The 14141-nt window shown below is 74.7% G+C and carries 14 protein-coding genes; 8 read left to right on the top strand and 6 right to left on the bottom strand.

Going from position 1 to position 14141, the window contains the following annotated elements; genetic code table 11:
• Window positions 1-37 precede the first annotated feature (37 nt).
• Both VKK44_RS07450 and VKK44_RS07445 read right to left on the bottom strand, forming a co-directional pair.
• The gene (locus VKK44_RS07450; protein WP_343446100.1) at window positions 38-682 is read right to left on the bottom strand and encodes an HAD family hydrolase; all 645 of its coding nucleotides are present in this window, start codon (window positions 680-682) and stop codon (window positions 38-40) included.
• Between the two features lie 56 nt (window positions 683-738).
• On the bottom strand, window positions 739-1569 hold the full coding sequence (locus tag VKK44_RS07445) for a carbon-nitrogen hydrolase family protein (protein ID WP_343446099.1): 831 nt from the start codon (window positions 1567-1569) through the stop codon (window positions 739-741).
• Window positions 1570-1646: 77 nt separating this feature from the next.
• Between VKK44_RS07445 and VKK44_RS07440 the strand changes: the two genes are divergently transcribed.
• The 7 genes from VKK44_RS07440 (at window position 1647) to VKK44_RS07410 (ending at window position 8198) form a co-directional block, all read left to right on the top strand.
• Window positions 1647-2219 carry a TetR/AcrR family transcriptional regulator gene (locus VKK44_RS07440; RefSeq protein WP_107162520.1) on the top strand — a complete coding sequence of 191 codons (573 nt, stop codon included), beginning with the start codon at window positions 1647-1649 and terminating at the stop codon, window positions 2217-2219.
• Between the two features lie 93 nt (window positions 2220-2312).
• Entirely contained in the window at window positions 2313-3224 is a 912-nt protein-coding gene (locus VKK44_RS07435; RefSeq protein ID WP_343446098.1) for a TIGR04222 domain-containing membrane protein, read from the top strand.
• On the top strand, window positions 3221-4039 hold the full coding sequence (locus VKK44_RS07430) for a multinuclear nonheme iron-dependent oxidase (RefSeq protein ID WP_343446097.1): 819 nt from the start codon (window positions 3221-3223) through the stop codon (window positions 4037-4039). Before VKK44_RS07435 ends, VKK44_RS07430 begins: the two co-directional genes overlap by 4 nt.
• On the top strand, window positions 4036-4482 hold the full coding sequence (locus VKK44_RS07425; RefSeq protein WP_343446096.1) for a hypothetical protein: 447 nt from the start codon (window positions 4036-4038) through the stop codon (window positions 4480-4482). The genes VKK44_RS07430 and VKK44_RS07425 overlap by 4 nt, the downstream gene beginning before the upstream one ends.
• Window positions 4483-4514: 32 nt before the next feature.
• Window positions 4515-5276: an SDR family oxidoreductase gene (locus VKK44_RS07420; protein WP_343446095.1), complete on the top strand. Its 762-nt coding sequence runs from the start codon at window positions 4515-4517 to the stop codon at window positions 5274-5276.
• A gap of 116 nt (window positions 5277-5392) precedes the next feature.
• The gene (mug, locus tag VKK44_RS07415) at window positions 5393-6013 is read left to right on the top strand and encodes a G/U mismatch-specific DNA glycosylase (protein WP_343446094.1); all 621 of its coding nucleotides are present in this window, start codon (window positions 5393-5395) and stop codon (window positions 6011-6013) included.
• Between the two features lie 100 nt (window positions 6014-6113).
• Window positions 6114-8198 carry a hypothetical protein gene (locus tag VKK44_RS07410; protein ID WP_343446093.1) on the top strand — a complete coding sequence of 695 codons (2085 nt, stop codon included), beginning with the start codon at window positions 6114-6116 and terminating at the stop codon, window positions 8196-8198.
• Between the two features lie 16 nt (window positions 8199-8214).
• Here the strand turns inward: VKK44_RS07410 and VKK44_RS07405 are convergent, their stop codons facing one another.
• From VKK44_RS07405 to VKK44_RS07395, 3 genes are all read right to left on the bottom strand, one after another.
• A complete protein-coding gene (locus VKK44_RS07405) occupies window positions 8215-10197 on the bottom strand; it encodes an ABC transporter ATP-binding protein (RefSeq protein ID WP_343447704.1) in 1983 nt (660 codons plus the stop codon).
• 117 nt (window positions 10198-10314) lie between these two features.
• A complete protein-coding gene (locus VKK44_RS07400) occupies window positions 10315-11082 on the bottom strand; it encodes an enoyl-CoA hydratase/isomerase family protein (protein ID WP_343446092.1) in 768 nt (255 codons plus the stop codon).
• 46 nt (window positions 11083-11128) lie between these two features.
• A complete protein-coding gene (locus tag VKK44_RS07395; RefSeq protein WP_007072022.1) occupies window positions 11129-11356 on the bottom strand; it encodes a helix-turn-helix domain-containing protein in 228 nt (75 codons plus the stop codon).
• A 269-nt stretch (window positions 11357-11625) separates the two neighbouring features.
• On the opposite strand from VKK44_RS07395, the gene VKK44_RS07390 reads away from it, so the two are divergent.
• On the top strand, window positions 11626-12228 hold the full coding sequence (locus VKK44_RS07390; protein ID WP_343446091.1) for a cadmium resistance transporter: 603 nt from the start codon (window positions 11626-11628) through the stop codon (window positions 12226-12228).
• A 99-nt stretch (window positions 12229-12327) separates the two neighbouring features.
• Here VKK44_RS07390 and VKK44_RS07385 read toward each other — a convergent pair whose 3' ends face one another.
• On the bottom strand, window positions 12328-13935 hold the full coding sequence (locus VKK44_RS07385; protein WP_343446090.1) for an ABC-F family ATP-binding cassette domain-containing protein: 1608 nt from the start codon (window positions 13933-13935) through the stop codon (window positions 12328-12330).
• Window positions 13936-14141 lie beyond the last annotated feature (206 nt).

Genomic DNA, 14141 nt, shown 5'->3' with positions numbered 1-14141 from the left:
GCGGGCCGGCCCGGGCGGGTCAACCGATTTTCCCCGCTCAGCCCGCCAGCACGGCGGCCACGGCCGGGATCAGGCCGTCCTCCACCCGGGTCGGCGCGAACCGGGGGTCCGACCAGCGGCGGCCCCGGTGCAACCAGACGCTGGGCAGGCCCACCGCGGTCGCGCCGCCGATGTCGGCCTCCGGGCTGTCCCCGATCACCCACGCGCCGCGCAGCGGCAACCGGGCCCGCTGGGCGGCGAGCGCGAAGATCCGCGGGTTGGGTTTGCTGACGCCGGCCTCCTCGGAGATCACCCAGTCGGCGACGTACCGGTCCAGGCCGGTCCTGCGGATCTTGGCGTCCTGCTGGCGCGCCGCGCCGTTCGTGACCACGACCGGCACCCAGCCGACGTCGGCGGCGATCCGCAGCGCGCAGGCCACCAGCGGGTCCAGCCGCATGTGCCCGACCACCCCGTCGTGCAGCTCCTCGACCAGGTCGATCGAGGGGATGCGCAGGTCGTAGCGGTCGCGGATGGCGTCGGCCACGTCCCAGCGGTTGGTCAACCCGTCGGCGTCGACGGAGACCAGCCAGTCGAGGTCGGTGGGCGGCGCGCCGATGCTCTCCAGGAAGCGTGCTCCCCAGGCGCGGAACGGCCCGTCGCGGTCCAGCAGGGTGTCGTCCAGAGCGAGCAGGAGCAACGGCACCCGAGCACCCTACGGGAACGATCGGAGCACCGGCAGGGCCGAGGGGCCGGTCGCGGTCAGGCGACGAGCGTCGCGCGGGCGGCCCCGGCGTCGGGCAACCGGTCGAGCAGCATGGTGTGCGCCGCGCGGGTCTCCGCCAGGACGGCCGGGTCCAGCGTCGCCACCAGCACGTCCTCCCCGGTGTCCGCGCCCCGGGCCAGCGGCCGGCCCTCCGGGTCGTAGACCGCCGCGCCGCCGTTGAAACGCCAGGGGGCCGCGCCACCGACCGCGTTGGCGAAGACCACGAACATGGTGTTGTCCAACGCGCGGGCCGCGTAGTAGAGATCCCGACGGTGCGCCGAACCGGCCAGGTAGCCGCTCGGGCAGAGGTAGCCGTGCGCGCCGTCGCCCGCCGCGGCCCGACCGTGCTCCGGGAAGCAGCCGTCGTAACAGATGCCGAGGCCGAACCGCCACTGGTCGACCACCAGCGTGGCGCCGCGCCGGCCGGCGTCGAACAGCTCGCGCTCGCCGCTCCAGAGCTGCTGCTTGTCGTACGCCGCGGTGACCGTGCCGGTCGGGTCCACCACCAGCGACGAGATGGTGCGCCGCCGGTCGGGGTGGCGGACCGCCGCGCCGATCACCACGGCGTTCCCGCCGTCCCGGGCGGCGGCGCGCAGCGGGTCCAGCCGGGCGTCGTCGACCCGCCCGTCCGGGTCGGCGGCCACGTCCGTCCCGTCCGGGTCGGCGCCCAGCGTCGGCGGGTGGTACGCGGGCAGGAACAGCTCGGGCAGCACGACGACGCGGGCCCCGGCGGCCCGGCCGACCAGGCGGGCGGCGGCGCGGGCGTTGCCGGCGACGTCGCCGGGCACCGGTTGCGCCTGCACGGCGGCGACGGTCAGCGGGGTCATCACCGGATGGTAGCCAACCCGCTCTCAAGCCGTACGTACGGTTTGCGTCGGCCCCTGCCACCTGCGACGATCGTGACGTGCCCAGAGTAAGTCAGGACCAGCTCGACGCGCGCCGGCAGGAGATCCTCGCCGCGGCGCGGGCGTGTTTCGCCCGCCACGGCTACGAGGGCGCCACCGTGCGGCGGCTGGAGGAGGCCACCGGTCTCTCCCGGGGCGCGATCTTCCACCACTTCCGGGACAAGGACTCGCTCTTCCTCGCGGTGGCCGAGGACGACGCCGCCGCCATGGTGGAGACCGTGGCCCGCAACGGCCTGGTCCAGGTGATGCGGGACCTGCTCGCCCGGGCGGTCTCCCCGGACACCACCGGCTGGCTCGGCAGCCAGCTCGAGGTCTCCCGCCGGCTGCGGACCGACCCGGCGTTCGCCAAGCGCTGGTCCGAGCGTTCGGCGGCCATCGCCGAGGCGACCCGGGAACGGCTGCTCCGCCAACGCGAGGCCGGCGTGCTCCGCGACGACGTGCCGATCGACGTGCTGGCCCAGTTCCTGGAGCTGGCCTACGACGGGCTGGTGCTGCACCTGGCGATGGGACGACCCGCCGGCGACCTGACCCGGGTGCTGGACCTGGTCGAGGAGGCCGTCCGCCGGCACTGACGTCTCGGTCCGGTAACTGGCCGCTCCGCGGAGATCGACACTGGCGTACCTGCTCCACAATGAGCCGCGACCCCCTCGCGACAGGAGCACAGCATGACCGTCCTCGCGGCCGACACCTGGGGCATCCCCGGCCCCGTCTTCCTGCGCTGGTATCTCGTCGCCGCCGTCGTCCTGGTGGTCGGCGCGGCGGTGTACCGGTTCCGCGCGCTGGCCGGCACCCCGGTTTCCGACCACGGCTCACTCGGGCCGCAGCAGGTCGCGTACCTCAACGGAGGCGACCAGCTCGCGGTCTGGGCGTCGCTCGGCGGGCTGCGCCGGGCCGGCGCGGTGGGCGTGCACCCGGACCGGCGGCTCGCCACCGGCGGGCCGCTGCCGGCCGGGCTCACCCCGCTGGACCAGGCCGTCCACCACGCCGCCGGCCAGGGCCTGCGCGCCCGGGAGCTGCCCCGCGACGAGTGGGTCCGGCGTGCCCTCGACGAGCTGCGCGACGGCCTGGTCCGCCGCGGCCTGGCCCTGGACCCGGAGCGGCGCCGCACGCTGCGACGCGGGTCCATACTGCTCGGCCTGCTGCTGGTGCTCGGCGTCGCACGGGCCTTCGTCGGGCTGACGAACGGCCGGCCCGCCGGCTTCCTGATCCTCACCCTGATCCCGCTCATCGTCGCGTTCGTGCTGCTCAACCGCGTGCCCTGGCGCACCCGGGCGGCCACCACCGCGCTGCGCGACCTGCGCCGCCGGCACACCGCGCTGCGCCCCGCCGCCGCCCCGGCGTTCGCCACCTACGGCCCGTCGGCCACGGCGATGGCGGTGGCGCTGTTCGGCACCGCCACGCTCTGGACCATGGACCCGGGCTTCGCGGAGCAGGCCGAGATCCAGCGTCAGGCGATGGGGACGGCGGGCAGCTCCGGCAGCTCGTGCGGCGGTTCCTCCTCCTCCTGCTCCGGCGGCTCGTCCTCGTGCGGCGGCGGGGGCGGCGGCTGCGGGGGTGGCGGCGGGTGCGGCGGATGAGCGGCCCGTCCGGCGTCGGCATCGGCTGGCGGCCCGAGATCGCCGGCTTCGTCGCCGCGCTGCCCGGGCTGCGCTTCGTCGAGGTGGTCGCCGAGGCGGTCGCCCCGGCCGGGCCGCTGCCCGACGGCCTGGCCGAGCTGCGCGCCCGCGACGTCACCGTCGTACCGCACGGGGTGCGGCTCTCGCTCGGCGGCGCGGAACCGGTCGACCCGGCCCGGGTGGCGCACCTGGCCGGGGTGGCCACGGCACTGGACGCGCCGCTGGTCAGCGAACACATCGCGTTCGTGCGGGCCGGTGGGCTGGAGGCCGGCCACCTGCTGCCGCTGCCCCGCAGCCGGGAGGCGGTGGCCGCGGTGGTGGCCAACGTCCGGCGCGCGCAGGCGGAGCTGCCGGTGCCGCTGGCGCTGGAGCCGATCGCCGCGCTCTTCGACTGGCCCGACGACGAGCTGGACGAGGCCGACTTCCTCACCGAGATCCTCGACGCCACCGACGCGCTGCTGCTGCTCGACGTCGCCAACGTGCACGCCAACGCACGCAACCGGGGTGGCGACCCGACCGCGCTGCTGGACCGGCTGCCGCTGGAGCGGATCGCCTACGTCCACGTGGCCGGCGGCGCCGAGGCCGGCGGTTTCTACCACGACACACACACCGATCCGGTCCCCGCCGCGGTGTTCGACCTGGTCCGGGCGCTCTGCGACCGGCGCCGGCCGCCGGCGCTGCTGCTGGAGCGCGACGGCCACTACCCGCCCGCCGCCGAGCTGCGCGGCGAGCTGGACGCGCTGGCCGCCGCAGCCGGGCTTCCGGTGGTCACGTGAGCGGCGACCTCGCGGCCCGGCAGGCCGAGCTGGTCGCGGCGCTGGTGGCCGGCGGGCCGCTGCCGCCCGGCTTCGCCCCGGCGCCGGTCGAGGCCGCCCGCCGGGCGCTGCTGCGCAAACGCGCCGGCGACGTGGCCCGGCACTGGCCGCTGCTCGCCGCCGGCCTCGGCGCCGACTGGCCGGTGGTGTTCGTCGACTGGGCGGCCGGTCGCCCCACCAACGGCTCGCTGCGCGACGGCTGGGACCTGGCCCGCGAGCTGCGCGGCCGGGGCGCGCTGCCGCCGCTGGGCGCCGACGAGCTGGCCGGCCGCGAGGCCGCCAGCCGCTACGACGGTCGCGGCACGCCCCGACGCCGCCGCCTCCCGGCGCTGGCCCGGACCGGCGGCGCCGTCGCGGTCCAGTTCGCCGGCCGCGTACGCCTGCTGCGGCCCGCCCCGCGCTGACACGTCCGGCCCGATGCGGCAGGATCGGGCCCATGGATCTCGGACTCGCCGACCGGGTGTACGTGCTGACCGGCGCCTCCGGTGGCCTCGGTCTGGCCACCGCCCGGCAGCTCGTGGCGGACGGCGCCCGCGTGGTGGTCGCCGCCCGGGCCCCGGAACGGGTCGCCGCCGCCGTCGAGGCGCTCGGCGGTCCGGCGTGGGCCATCGGGCTGACCGCCGACCTCGCCGACCCCGGCACCCCGGACCGCCTCGTGGCGGCGGCCCGCGAACACTTCGGCCGGCTCGACGGCGCACTGGTCTCGGTCGGCGGGCCGCCCCGGGGCACCGCTGCCGAGGTCACCGACGCGCAGTGGCGGGAGTCGTTCGAGACGGTCTTCCTGGGCAGCGTCCGGCTCGCGCGCACGGTGGCCGGCGCGCTCACCGACGGCGGCGCGATCGCGCTCGTGCTGTCCACCTCGGTGCGTGGGCCGCTGGCCGGGCTGGGCATCTCCAACGGGCTGCGGCCCGGCTTGGCCGGCGTGGCGAAGGACATGGCCGACGAGTACGGTCCGCGCGGCGTACGGGTGGTGAGCCTGCTGCCCGGCCGGATCATGACCGACCGCAACCGGGAGTTGCTGGCCGCCTCCGGCGACGCCGACCGGGCCCGCGCCGAGGCGGAGGCGGCGATCCCGTTGGGCCGCATCGCCGATCCCGCCGAGTTCGGCCGGGTGGCGGCGTTCCTGCTCTCCCCCGCCGCGAGCTACGTCACCGGGGTCGCCGTGCCGGTCGACGGCGGTGCGCTGCGTGGCCTGTGACGGCACGTCGATGACCTCGCGGCCCGGTAGGGCGACGCGCTCGCGACCCGAGGCGGCACGTCGATGACCTCGCGGCCCGGCGGGGCGACGCGCTCGCGACCCGGGACGGCACGTCGATGAACGACCGGCGCCGCCCCGCCGGCGGGCGGCCCGAACCCGCGACCGGTCCCGGCGCGCCCGCCCGCCGTTACCCGCGACCCAGCCGGGAGCAGCTCGCCGCGGCGGCCGACCGGCTGCTGCCCGACGTGATCGCGCCCGGCCTGGACGTGCTCTTCGTCGGCATCAACCCGGGCCTCTGGTCGGCGGCCACCGGCTGGCACTTCGCCCGCCCGGGCAACCGGTTCTGGCCGGCGCTGCACCGTGGCGGGTTCACGCCGCGCCTGTGGCACCCCAGCGAGCAGGACGACCTGCCCGCGCTGGGGCTGGGCATCACGAACATGGTGGCCCGGGCCAGCGCCCGCGCCGACGAGTTGACCGCCACGGAGCTGGTCGACGGAGCGCGCGTGCTCACCGACAAGGTGGAGCGCCACCGACCGCGCTGGGTGGCGGTGGTCGGGGTGACCGCGTACCGGATCGGTTTCGCCCGGCCGAAGGCCGGCTTCGGGCCGCAGCCGGAGCCGCTCGGGCCGGCGCGGCTCTGGGTGCTGCCCAACCCGAGCGGGCTGAACGCGCACTTCACGCCGGAGACGCTCGGCGTCGCGTTCGGTGAGCTGCGCGCGGCGGTCACCGGCGAGTAGCGTTCCCGGGCGGGCCGCCCGCCGCCCCCGTCCGCGAGGGGGTGACGCACCGCGACGCCGGGACCGCGCGTCGTAGGCGGTTCCTGCAATAATCGCGGCCATGCATGGGTTGGCCGCGTTCGGGCCGTGGGATGTCCTCGAGCGGAGCATCGCCAACGGGGTCGCGCCCTTCATGTTGGGCGTGGTCACGGCGCTCGTCGGGCTGGCCTCGTTCGTGTCCGGGCGCTGGTTCCCGCGCAGGTCGGCCCGATCGCTCGACGACCTGGCCGACGACCTGGCGGCGGCGATGCGAAAGCGGAGCGGCCAGGAGATCGTCGAACGGGACCTGACGGCACCCCTGCCGATCACCTGGCACCGCGCCGCCGCGCCGATCGGCGCCCCGGCGCGAAACGCCCTGACCGGCCCGTTCGAGCCGCTTCCCGGGGCGGAGCGCGTCACCGAGCACGACCTGGCCGCGGGCACGCAGAAGGACCTCCACGCGCTCTACGCCGGCCTGCCCTCCGGCCGGCTGATCATCGCCGGCCCACCCGGCGCCGGCAAGAGCGCCGCGGCTGTCCTCCTGTTCCGGGACGCGCTGGCGGCGCGCGAGCAGGCCAGCCCGGAGCACCGGTCCCGCATGCCGGTGCCGATCATGGCCAGCCTTCGCGGCTGGGACGCGGACACCACGCCGCTCGCGACCTGGATCACCGACCAGGTCGCCGAGATTCCCGGCTTCACCGCCAAGGACGCGGCGAGGCTCGTCGCGGGCCACAAGGTCGCCGTGCTCCTCGACGGTCTGGACGAGATCGGCGAGGGCCTGCGTCCCGTCGTCCTGCGGGAGCTGAGCCGACAGGGCGACCTCCGGCTGGTGCTGCTCAGCCGGGTCGACGAGCTGACCAGCGCCGTCCGGCGGCATCCACTGGTCGGGGCGGCGGGCATCGAGCTGCGGCCCGTCGACGAGGACGTCGCGGTCGACTACCTCCTCAGCCGGCTGTCCTCACCGCCGCCACCCGCCTGGCAGAAGGTCACCGACCGGCTCCGGCAGGGGCCGGCCGGCCCGCTCACCGGCCCGCTCAAGAACCCGTTCCTGCTCACCCTGCTCCGGGACGCGTACGACCCGCTCGATCCGGTGGACGAACTCCTGGACCGTCGACGGTTCCGCAAGGCCCGGCAGGTCGAGCGTCACCTGCTCGACCGCGCGCTGGCCACGGCGTACGCCGCCGGCCCGCAGCGGCCACCGCCGCGTTACTCGCTCCGCACCGCCCGACGGACGCTCGGCTTCCTCGCCCATCACCTCGGTCGCACCGGAGACAGCGGCCTGAAGTGGTGGGACATGCCGCCGACGGGTCCTTCGCCGCCGCTCCCGGCGCTGCTGTCCGCCTTGGCGGTCTGGTACTCGACCGCGCTCCTCATCGGACTGCTTCTCGGCCTGTCGTACCAGCTCGCCGAGGGGCGGGAGATCACCAGCGGGCTGCCGGTGGCGCTGGTGATGGCTTTCATGTCCGCGTTCGCCGTGATCCGGGGGCGGGAACCGGTACGCAGGCGGGTGCCCCGACGCTGGTGGCGGACGATGTTCGTCCCGCCCCGGATGCTGGTCACCCTCCCCCTCGCATTCGGGTTGATCGTGCCGCTGAGGCTGCTCGGCTCCGCCCTTCCCGGCGTCGGCGGGTGGCTGCTCACCGGGCTGGCGGTCTGGCTCACGCTCGAACTCGGCGGGTCCCTGTTCGCCTCGGCGCAGCCCGAGGACTACGCGCTCGATCCCCGCCGGTCGTGGCGGGACGACGCGGCGGCGAGCATGATGCTGGCGGCCACCGCGGCGACGGCCGCGTTCGTCGGCGGCACCGGCTTCGGCATGCACTTCGACGTGAGCCTGCCCCGGGTGCTGGCGATCGGTGGGCTGGGGGCGCTCGCCAGCGCCGTCTGGCTCTGGTCGTTCTCCACCACCTGGCGCACGCTCTGCCGGCAGGTCGAGATGGCCGTACGCTTCCAGACCCCGCTGCGGATGCGGCGGTTCCTGGAGGACGCGCGGGAACGACAGGTCCTGCGCAGCTCGGGACCGGTCTACCAGTTCCGGCACGACCTGCTCCAGCAACACCTGGCCGACACGTGGGCCGGGGCCCCGCGGTCGGCGCCGCGCCAGCAGACCCCGTCACCCGGGCGAGGGGCGGCCGGGCGGGTGACCGGCGCCCGGGGGCGGAGCGCCTAGGGGCCCGAGCAGGCCGCTAGTTCGCGGTCGCCGGCGGCATGGCCTCCTGCGCGACGTACGTGCCCATCGGCACCGTGGTCACCACCGGCTCGGGCTGCTCCGGCTCCGCGTACGGGGCCGGCGAGTCGGTGACCGCGAACTGGGTCCGGTACAGCTCGGCGTAGAGGCCGCCGACCGCCACCAGCTCCTCGTGCCGGCCGCGCTCGACGATGCGACCCTCGTCGAGGACCAGGATCTGGTCGGCGTCGCGCACGGTGGACAGCCGGTGCGCGATGACCAGCGCGGTGCGCCCGGTCAACGCCACCGACAGCGCCCGCTGCACCGCCGCCTCGCTCTCCGAGTCGAGGTGTGCGGTGGCCTCGTCGAGGATCACGATCGACGGGGCCTTGAGCAGCAGCCGGGCGATGGCGATGCGCTGCTTCTCGCCGCCGGAGAAGCGGTAGCCCCGCTCGCCGACGGTGGTGTCGAGCCCGTCGGGCGTGGCCCGGACCAGGTCGGCGACCTGCGCGCCGGCCAGCGCCGCCCAGATCTCGTCGTCGGTGGCGTCGGGCTTGGCGTAGCGGAGGTTCTCCCGGATCGTCTCGTGGAACAGGTGCGAATCCTGGGTGACCACGCCGATCTCGTCGCGCAGCGAGGCGAGCGTCGCGTCGCGCACGTCGACGCCGCCGACCAGCACCTGGCCGTCGCTGACGTCGTAGATCCGGGAGATCAGCATGGACAGCGTCGACTTGCCGGCGCCGGACGGGCCGACCAGCGCGACCATCTGCCCCGGCTCGACGGCGAACGAGACACCCTTGAGCACCGGCTCGTTGACCGTCCGGTCCAGCGTGGCGACCTCCTCCAGCGAGGCCAGCGACACCTCGGCGGCGCTCGGGTAGCGGAAGCGGACGTCACGGAACTCGACCCGGCCGTTGCGGGGCGGGACCGGCACGGCGTCGGGCTTCTCCGCGATGGCCGGACGCAGGTCGAGCACCTCGAAGACGCGGTCGAAGGAAACCAGCGCGCTCATCACGTCGACCCGGACGTTGGACAGCGCGGTGAGCGGACCGTAGAGGCGGGTCAGCAGCAGCGCCAGCTTGACGACGGTGCCCGCGCTGACCGCACCGGTGACCGCGAGCCAGCCGCCCATGCCGTAGGTCAACGCCTGGGCCAGCGAGGCGACCAGCAGCATCGCCACGAAGAACGTGCGGGAGTACATCGCGGACTGGATGCCGATGTCGCGCACCCGCTCGGCCCGGCGGGCGAACCGGTCGGCCTCCACCTCGGGCGTGCCGAACAGCTTGACCAGCAGCGCGCCGGAGACGCCGAACCGCTCGGTCATGGTGGCGTTCATCTTGGCGTCGAGGTCGTAGGACTCACGGGTGATCTCGGCCAGCCGGCGGCCGACCCGGCGGGCCGGGATGATGAAGATCGGCAGCAGCACCAGCGCCAGCACGGTGATCTGCCAGGACAGCACCAGCATCGCCCCGGCGGTGAGCACGAGCTGGATGACGTTGCTGACCACCCCGGACAGCGTCGAGGTGAACGCGCGCTGGGCGCCGAGCACGTCGTTGTTGAGCCGGCTGACCAGCGCGCCGGTCTGGGTGCGGGTGAAGAACTGGAGCGGCATCCGCTGGACGTGGTCGTAGACCCGGGTGCGCAGGTCGAGGATGATGCCCTCGCCGATGCGGGCCGAGTACCACCGCTGGGCCAGCGAGAACAGCGCGTCGGCCACGGCCAGCACGGCGATGACCAGCGCGAGCCGGACCACGGTGCCGCGGGCGTCGGAGCCGCCGCCGGCGATCGCGTCGATGACGTCACCGGCGAGCAGCGGGGTGGCCACGCCGATCACCGCGGCGACGATCACGGTGAGCAGGAAGACGACGATGTCGCGCCGGTAGGGCTGGGCGAACGCGACGATCCGCCGGGCGGTGCCCCGCTTGAGCCGGTGGGCGGAGACCTCGTCGCGGTTGCGCAGCGACCGGAGCATGCTCCAGCCGCCCATGCCGCCGCCGGCCATGGGGTTGGACACTCGTCACCTCCGGGTCGTCGGGCAGCGTGAACCGCCGGGGTCAATTCTCCCGACGCCTGTGACAACCTCGCGAGTAACCCAGATCTTCCCGTGCGGTCCTTACCGCTATTCGCCGCGTCCGGCCAGGTCCCGGATCCGGCGGGTCTGGGCCTCCCGCTCGGCCCGCTGCTGCTCGGCGTGCGAGCGCCCGGCCGCGCCGGCGAGCAGCGCCTTGATCTCCACGACGGCGTCCCGGCTGTTGGCCAGCAGCCCGGCGGCCAGGTCGCGCACCGCGGCGTCCAGCTCGTCGTTGGGCACCACGAGCGTGGCCAGGCCGATCCGGTCCGCCTCGGCGGCGTCCATCCGGCGGCCGGTGGCACAGATCTCCAGGGCCCGGGAGTAGCCGACCAGCTCGACCAGCCGGCGCGTGCCGGCCAGGTCGGGGACCAGCCCGAGCGTCACCTCGGCCATCGAGAGCCGGGCGTCGGCGGCGAGCACGCGAAGGTCGCAGGCGAGAGCGAGCTGGAAGCCGGCACCGATCGCATGGCCCTGCACGGCGGCGATCGAGACGACGTCCGGCCGGTGCAGCCAGGTGAAGCCGCCCTGATAGGCGGCGATCCGGTCGGCGCACTCGGACTCGGAGAGCGTGGCGAGCTCGGCGAAGGAGCCCGGCCCGGAGGCACCGGCGACCGCCAGGTCCAGGCCCGCGGAGAAGGCGCGCCCCTCGCCGCGTACGACGACGACCCGGACGTCACCGGGCAGGTCCCGGGAGAAGTCGCTCATGGCGCGCCACATCGCCGGGGTCTGGGCGTTGAGCACGTCGGGCCGGCACAACGTCACCGTCGCGACCGGCCCGTCGCAGTCGAGTCGAACTCCGGTCGTCTCGGTGGTCACCGGACCACCCGGAGCGCGACGCTGATGGACGACGCTGGGGGGCGGGTCACGCCTTCTTGCGGCGCCGGGCACCGCCGCGCTGCCGCAGCTGCACCCCGGACTCGGTGAGCACCCGGTGGATGAATCCGTAGGAGCGGCCGGTCGAGGCCGCCAGCGCACGGATGCTCTCACCCCCGGTGTACCGCTTTACCAGGTCTTTGGCGAGCGTCTGACGCTCGGCCCCGACGATCCGGCGACCCTTCTCAGTGCTGGTGGCTGTGCCGGTGGCTGCCATGCTGATTCCTCACGTCCCAGACTGTGCGGTTCGGATACGGTCCCACCTATTAGACCGCCTCGGACGATCATGCGCCAGATATCAACTATTCGCCAACCGACACGCTACGCATTGTCAGCTTCCCGATAGAGTGATCCTCCCGGCCGTCCGATGCGTACGCGGTCGCGTACACCGCGCTTTCTCCCCCGCCCGATCCGCAGCGCGCCGAGCGGGCCGGGGCGCCCGGGTCCGTCGCGACCGATCCGCCCGGCGGGCCGTACCCTGCCCGGGTGACCGACCTGATCGCCGTCGCGGCCGGTGCCGCGGGAGTGTTCGCCGCCACCAACCTCGACGACATCGTGGTGCTCACCGTGCTCTTCGTGGCGTCGCGGACCGACGGCCGGCCGCGGCCCTGGCAGATCGTCGCCGGCCAGTACGCGGGCATCGGCGCGCTGGTCGCCGTCGCGGTGGTGGCCGCCGCCGGGCTGCTGGTGGTGCCCGACCCGTGGCCGGGGCTGCTCGGGCTGCTGCCGATCGCGCTCGGCGTCCGCGCGCTGCTGCACCGGGCCGAGGACGACGACCCGCCGGTGGTCGTCGGCACCCTGCTCGGCGTCGCCGGGATCACGGTGGCCAACGGCGCCGACAACATCGCGGTCTACGTGCCGGTCTTCCGCGCCCTCGACCCGCTCACCGGCCTGGTCTGGCTGCTGGTCTTCGCCGTGCTGGTCGCCGTGTGGTGCGCCGTCGCCGCCGTGCTCGGCGGCCATCCCCGGGTGGTGTCGCTGGTCGGCCGGGCCGGCCACTGGCTGGTGCCGGCGATCTTCATCGCCATCGGCGCGACAATCCTGCTCACCTCCGGCGTCCTCCCCCGGCTCGCCGACCTCCTCACCTGACCACCCCACCGACCGCCGACCACCGACCGCCCCGCCGACCGCCGACCGCCGATCTCGCAGAGGGCCGCCAACTTCATGATCGACGGCGGAAACGGTGGGTCAGGCCAGCTCGACCAGTTCCAGCAGGTCGTCGGACCAGGCGTCCTCGTCGCCGTCGGGCAGCAGGATGGCGCGGTCCGGCTTGAGCGCGGTGACCGCCCCCGGGTCGTGGGTGACCAGCACGATCGCGCCGGGGTAGCGGGCGATCGCGTCGAGCACCTGCTCCCGGCTGACCGGGTCGAGGTTGTTCGTCGGCTCGTCCAGCAGCAGCACGTTGGCCCCGGAGCAGACCAGCGTGGCCAGTGCCAGCCGGGTCTTCTCACCGCCGGAGAGCACGCCGGCCGGCTTGTCGACGTCCTCGCCGGAGAACAGGAACGCGCCGAGGATCTTGCGCAGGTCGGTGTCGGTCTGGTCGGACGCGGCGCTGCGCATGTGCTCCAGGATCGTCCGGTCCACGTCCAGCGTCTCGTGCTCCTGGGCGTAGTAGCCGAGCCGCAGGCCGTGCCCGGGGCGCACCTCGCCGGTGTCCGGCTCCAGCAGGCCGCCGAGCATCCGCAGCAGCGTGGTCTTGCCGGCGCCGTTGAGGCCGAGGATGGCCACCCGGGAGCCCCGGTCCACCGCGACGTTCACGTCGGTGAAGATCTCCAACGACCCGTACGACTTGGACAGGCCGTTGGCGGTCAGCGGCGTCTTGCCGCACGGCGCCGGGCTGGGGAAGCGCACCTTGGCCACCTTGTCGGCGACCCGGACCTCGTCCAGGCCGGAGAGCAGCCGCTCCGCGCGGCGGGCCATGTTCTGCGCGGCCACCGTCTTGGTGGCCTTGGCCCGCATCTTGTCCGCCTGCGCCATCAGCGCGCCGGCCTTCTTCTCCGCGTTGGCCCGCTCCCGGCGGCGGCGGCGCTCGTCGGTCTCCCGCGCCTCCTGGTACGCCTTCCAACCCAGGTTGTACGTGTCGACCACGGACCGGGTGGCGTCCAGGAACCAGACCTTGTTGACCACGGCCTCCAGCAGCGAGGCGTCGTGGGAGATCACGATCAGGCCGCCCTTGTGGTTGGCGAGGAAGCCGCGCAGCCAGGTGATCGAGTCCGCGTCGAGGTGGTTGGTGGGCTCGTCGAGCAGCAGGATGCCGCCGCCGTTCTCCCCGGCGTCCCGGAACAGGATCCGGGCCAGCTCGATGCGGCGGCGCTGGCCGCCGGAGAGCGTGCCGATGGTCTGCGCCAGGGCGCGGTCGGGCAGGCCGAGGTTGGCGCAGATCCGGGCCGCCTCGGCCTCGGCCGCGTAGCCGCCCAGCGAGGCGAACTGGTCCTCCAGCGCCCCGTAGCGGCGGACCAGCCGCTCGTCGTCGGCGCCCTCGGCGAGCTTGTCCTCCAGCTCCTTCATCTGCGCCATCAGCACGTCCAGGCCGCGCGCGGAGAGCACCCGGTCCCGGCCGGTGACCTCCAGGTCGCCGGTGCGCGGGTCCTGCGGCAGGTAGCCGATGGCGCTGCGCCGGTCGATCTGCCCGGCGTACGGCTGACCCTCCCCGGCGAGCACCTTCAGCGTGGTGGTCTTGCCGGCGCCGTTGCGTCCGACCAGGCCGATCCGGTCGCCCGGCTGCACCCGCAGGGTGGTGTCGGACAGCAGGATCCGGGAACCGGCGCGCAGTTCCAGGCCGGTGGCAGTGATCATTTCGGAGTACTCGCTCTCGGGTCCGGAAGGGCTGACTCAGGGCACGCGAAAGCGCCGGCGGGTCGTTTCTCCCGTCGGCGCGGGGCCGTTCAGCCTTCGCAGCGCAGCACGGCTCCAGTGTACCGGGCGCGCCGCGGCGGTCCCGTCGGATTACCGCACAAGATCATCGGGTACCCAAACCGCCGTCCGGACCCGGTCCGGTACCG

Origin of the sequence: Micromonospora sp. DSM 45708, assembly GCF_039566955.1 — a bacterium.
In the GTDB taxonomy this organism is placed as follows: domain Bacteria; phylum Actinomycetota; class Actinomycetes; order Mycobacteriales; family Micromonosporaceae; genus Micromonospora.
The sequence above is the reverse complement of the archived record's forward strand: the minus strand, read 5'-3'. Positions and strand labels throughout refer to the sequence as shown.

Bases quoted from the DNA above. Each gene is read 5' to 3' on its own strand.
- VKK44_RS07435 (WP_343446098.1), top strand. From the start codon at position 2,313: ATGACCGTCCTCGCGGCCGACACCTGGGGCATCCCCGGCCCCGTCTTC.
- VKK44_RS07395 (WP_007072022.1), bottom strand. From the start codon at position 11,356: ATGGCAGCCACCGGCACAGCCACCAGCACTGAGAAGGGTCGCCGGATC.
- VKK44_RS07430 (WP_343446097.1), top strand. From the start codon at position 3,221: ATGAGCGGCCCGTCCGGCGTCGGCATCGGCTGGCGGCCCGAGATCGCC.
- mug (WP_343446094.1), top strand. From the start codon at position 5,393: ATGAACGACCGGCGCCGCCCCGCCGGCGGGCGGCCCGAACCCGCGACC.
- VKK44_RS07420 (WP_343446095.1), top strand. From the start codon at position 4,515: ATGGATCTCGGACTCGCCGACCGGGTGTACGTGCTGACCGGCGCCTCC.
- VKK44_RS07385 (WP_343446090.1), bottom strand. From the start codon at position 13,935: ATGATCACTGCCACCGGCCTGGAACTGCGCGCCGGTTCCCGGATCCTG.
- VKK44_RS07405 (WP_343447704.1), bottom strand. From the start codon at position 10,197: ATGGCCGGCGGCGGCATGGGCGGCTGGAGCATGCTCCGGTCGCTGCGC.
- VKK44_RS07410 (WP_343446093.1), top strand. From the start codon at position 6,114: ATGCATGGGTTGGCCGCGTTCGGGCCGTGGGATGTCCTCGAGCGGAGC.
- VKK44_RS07445 (WP_343446099.1), bottom strand. From the start codon at position 1,569: ATGACCCCGCTGACCGTCGCCGCCGTGCAGGCGCAACCGGTGCCCGGC.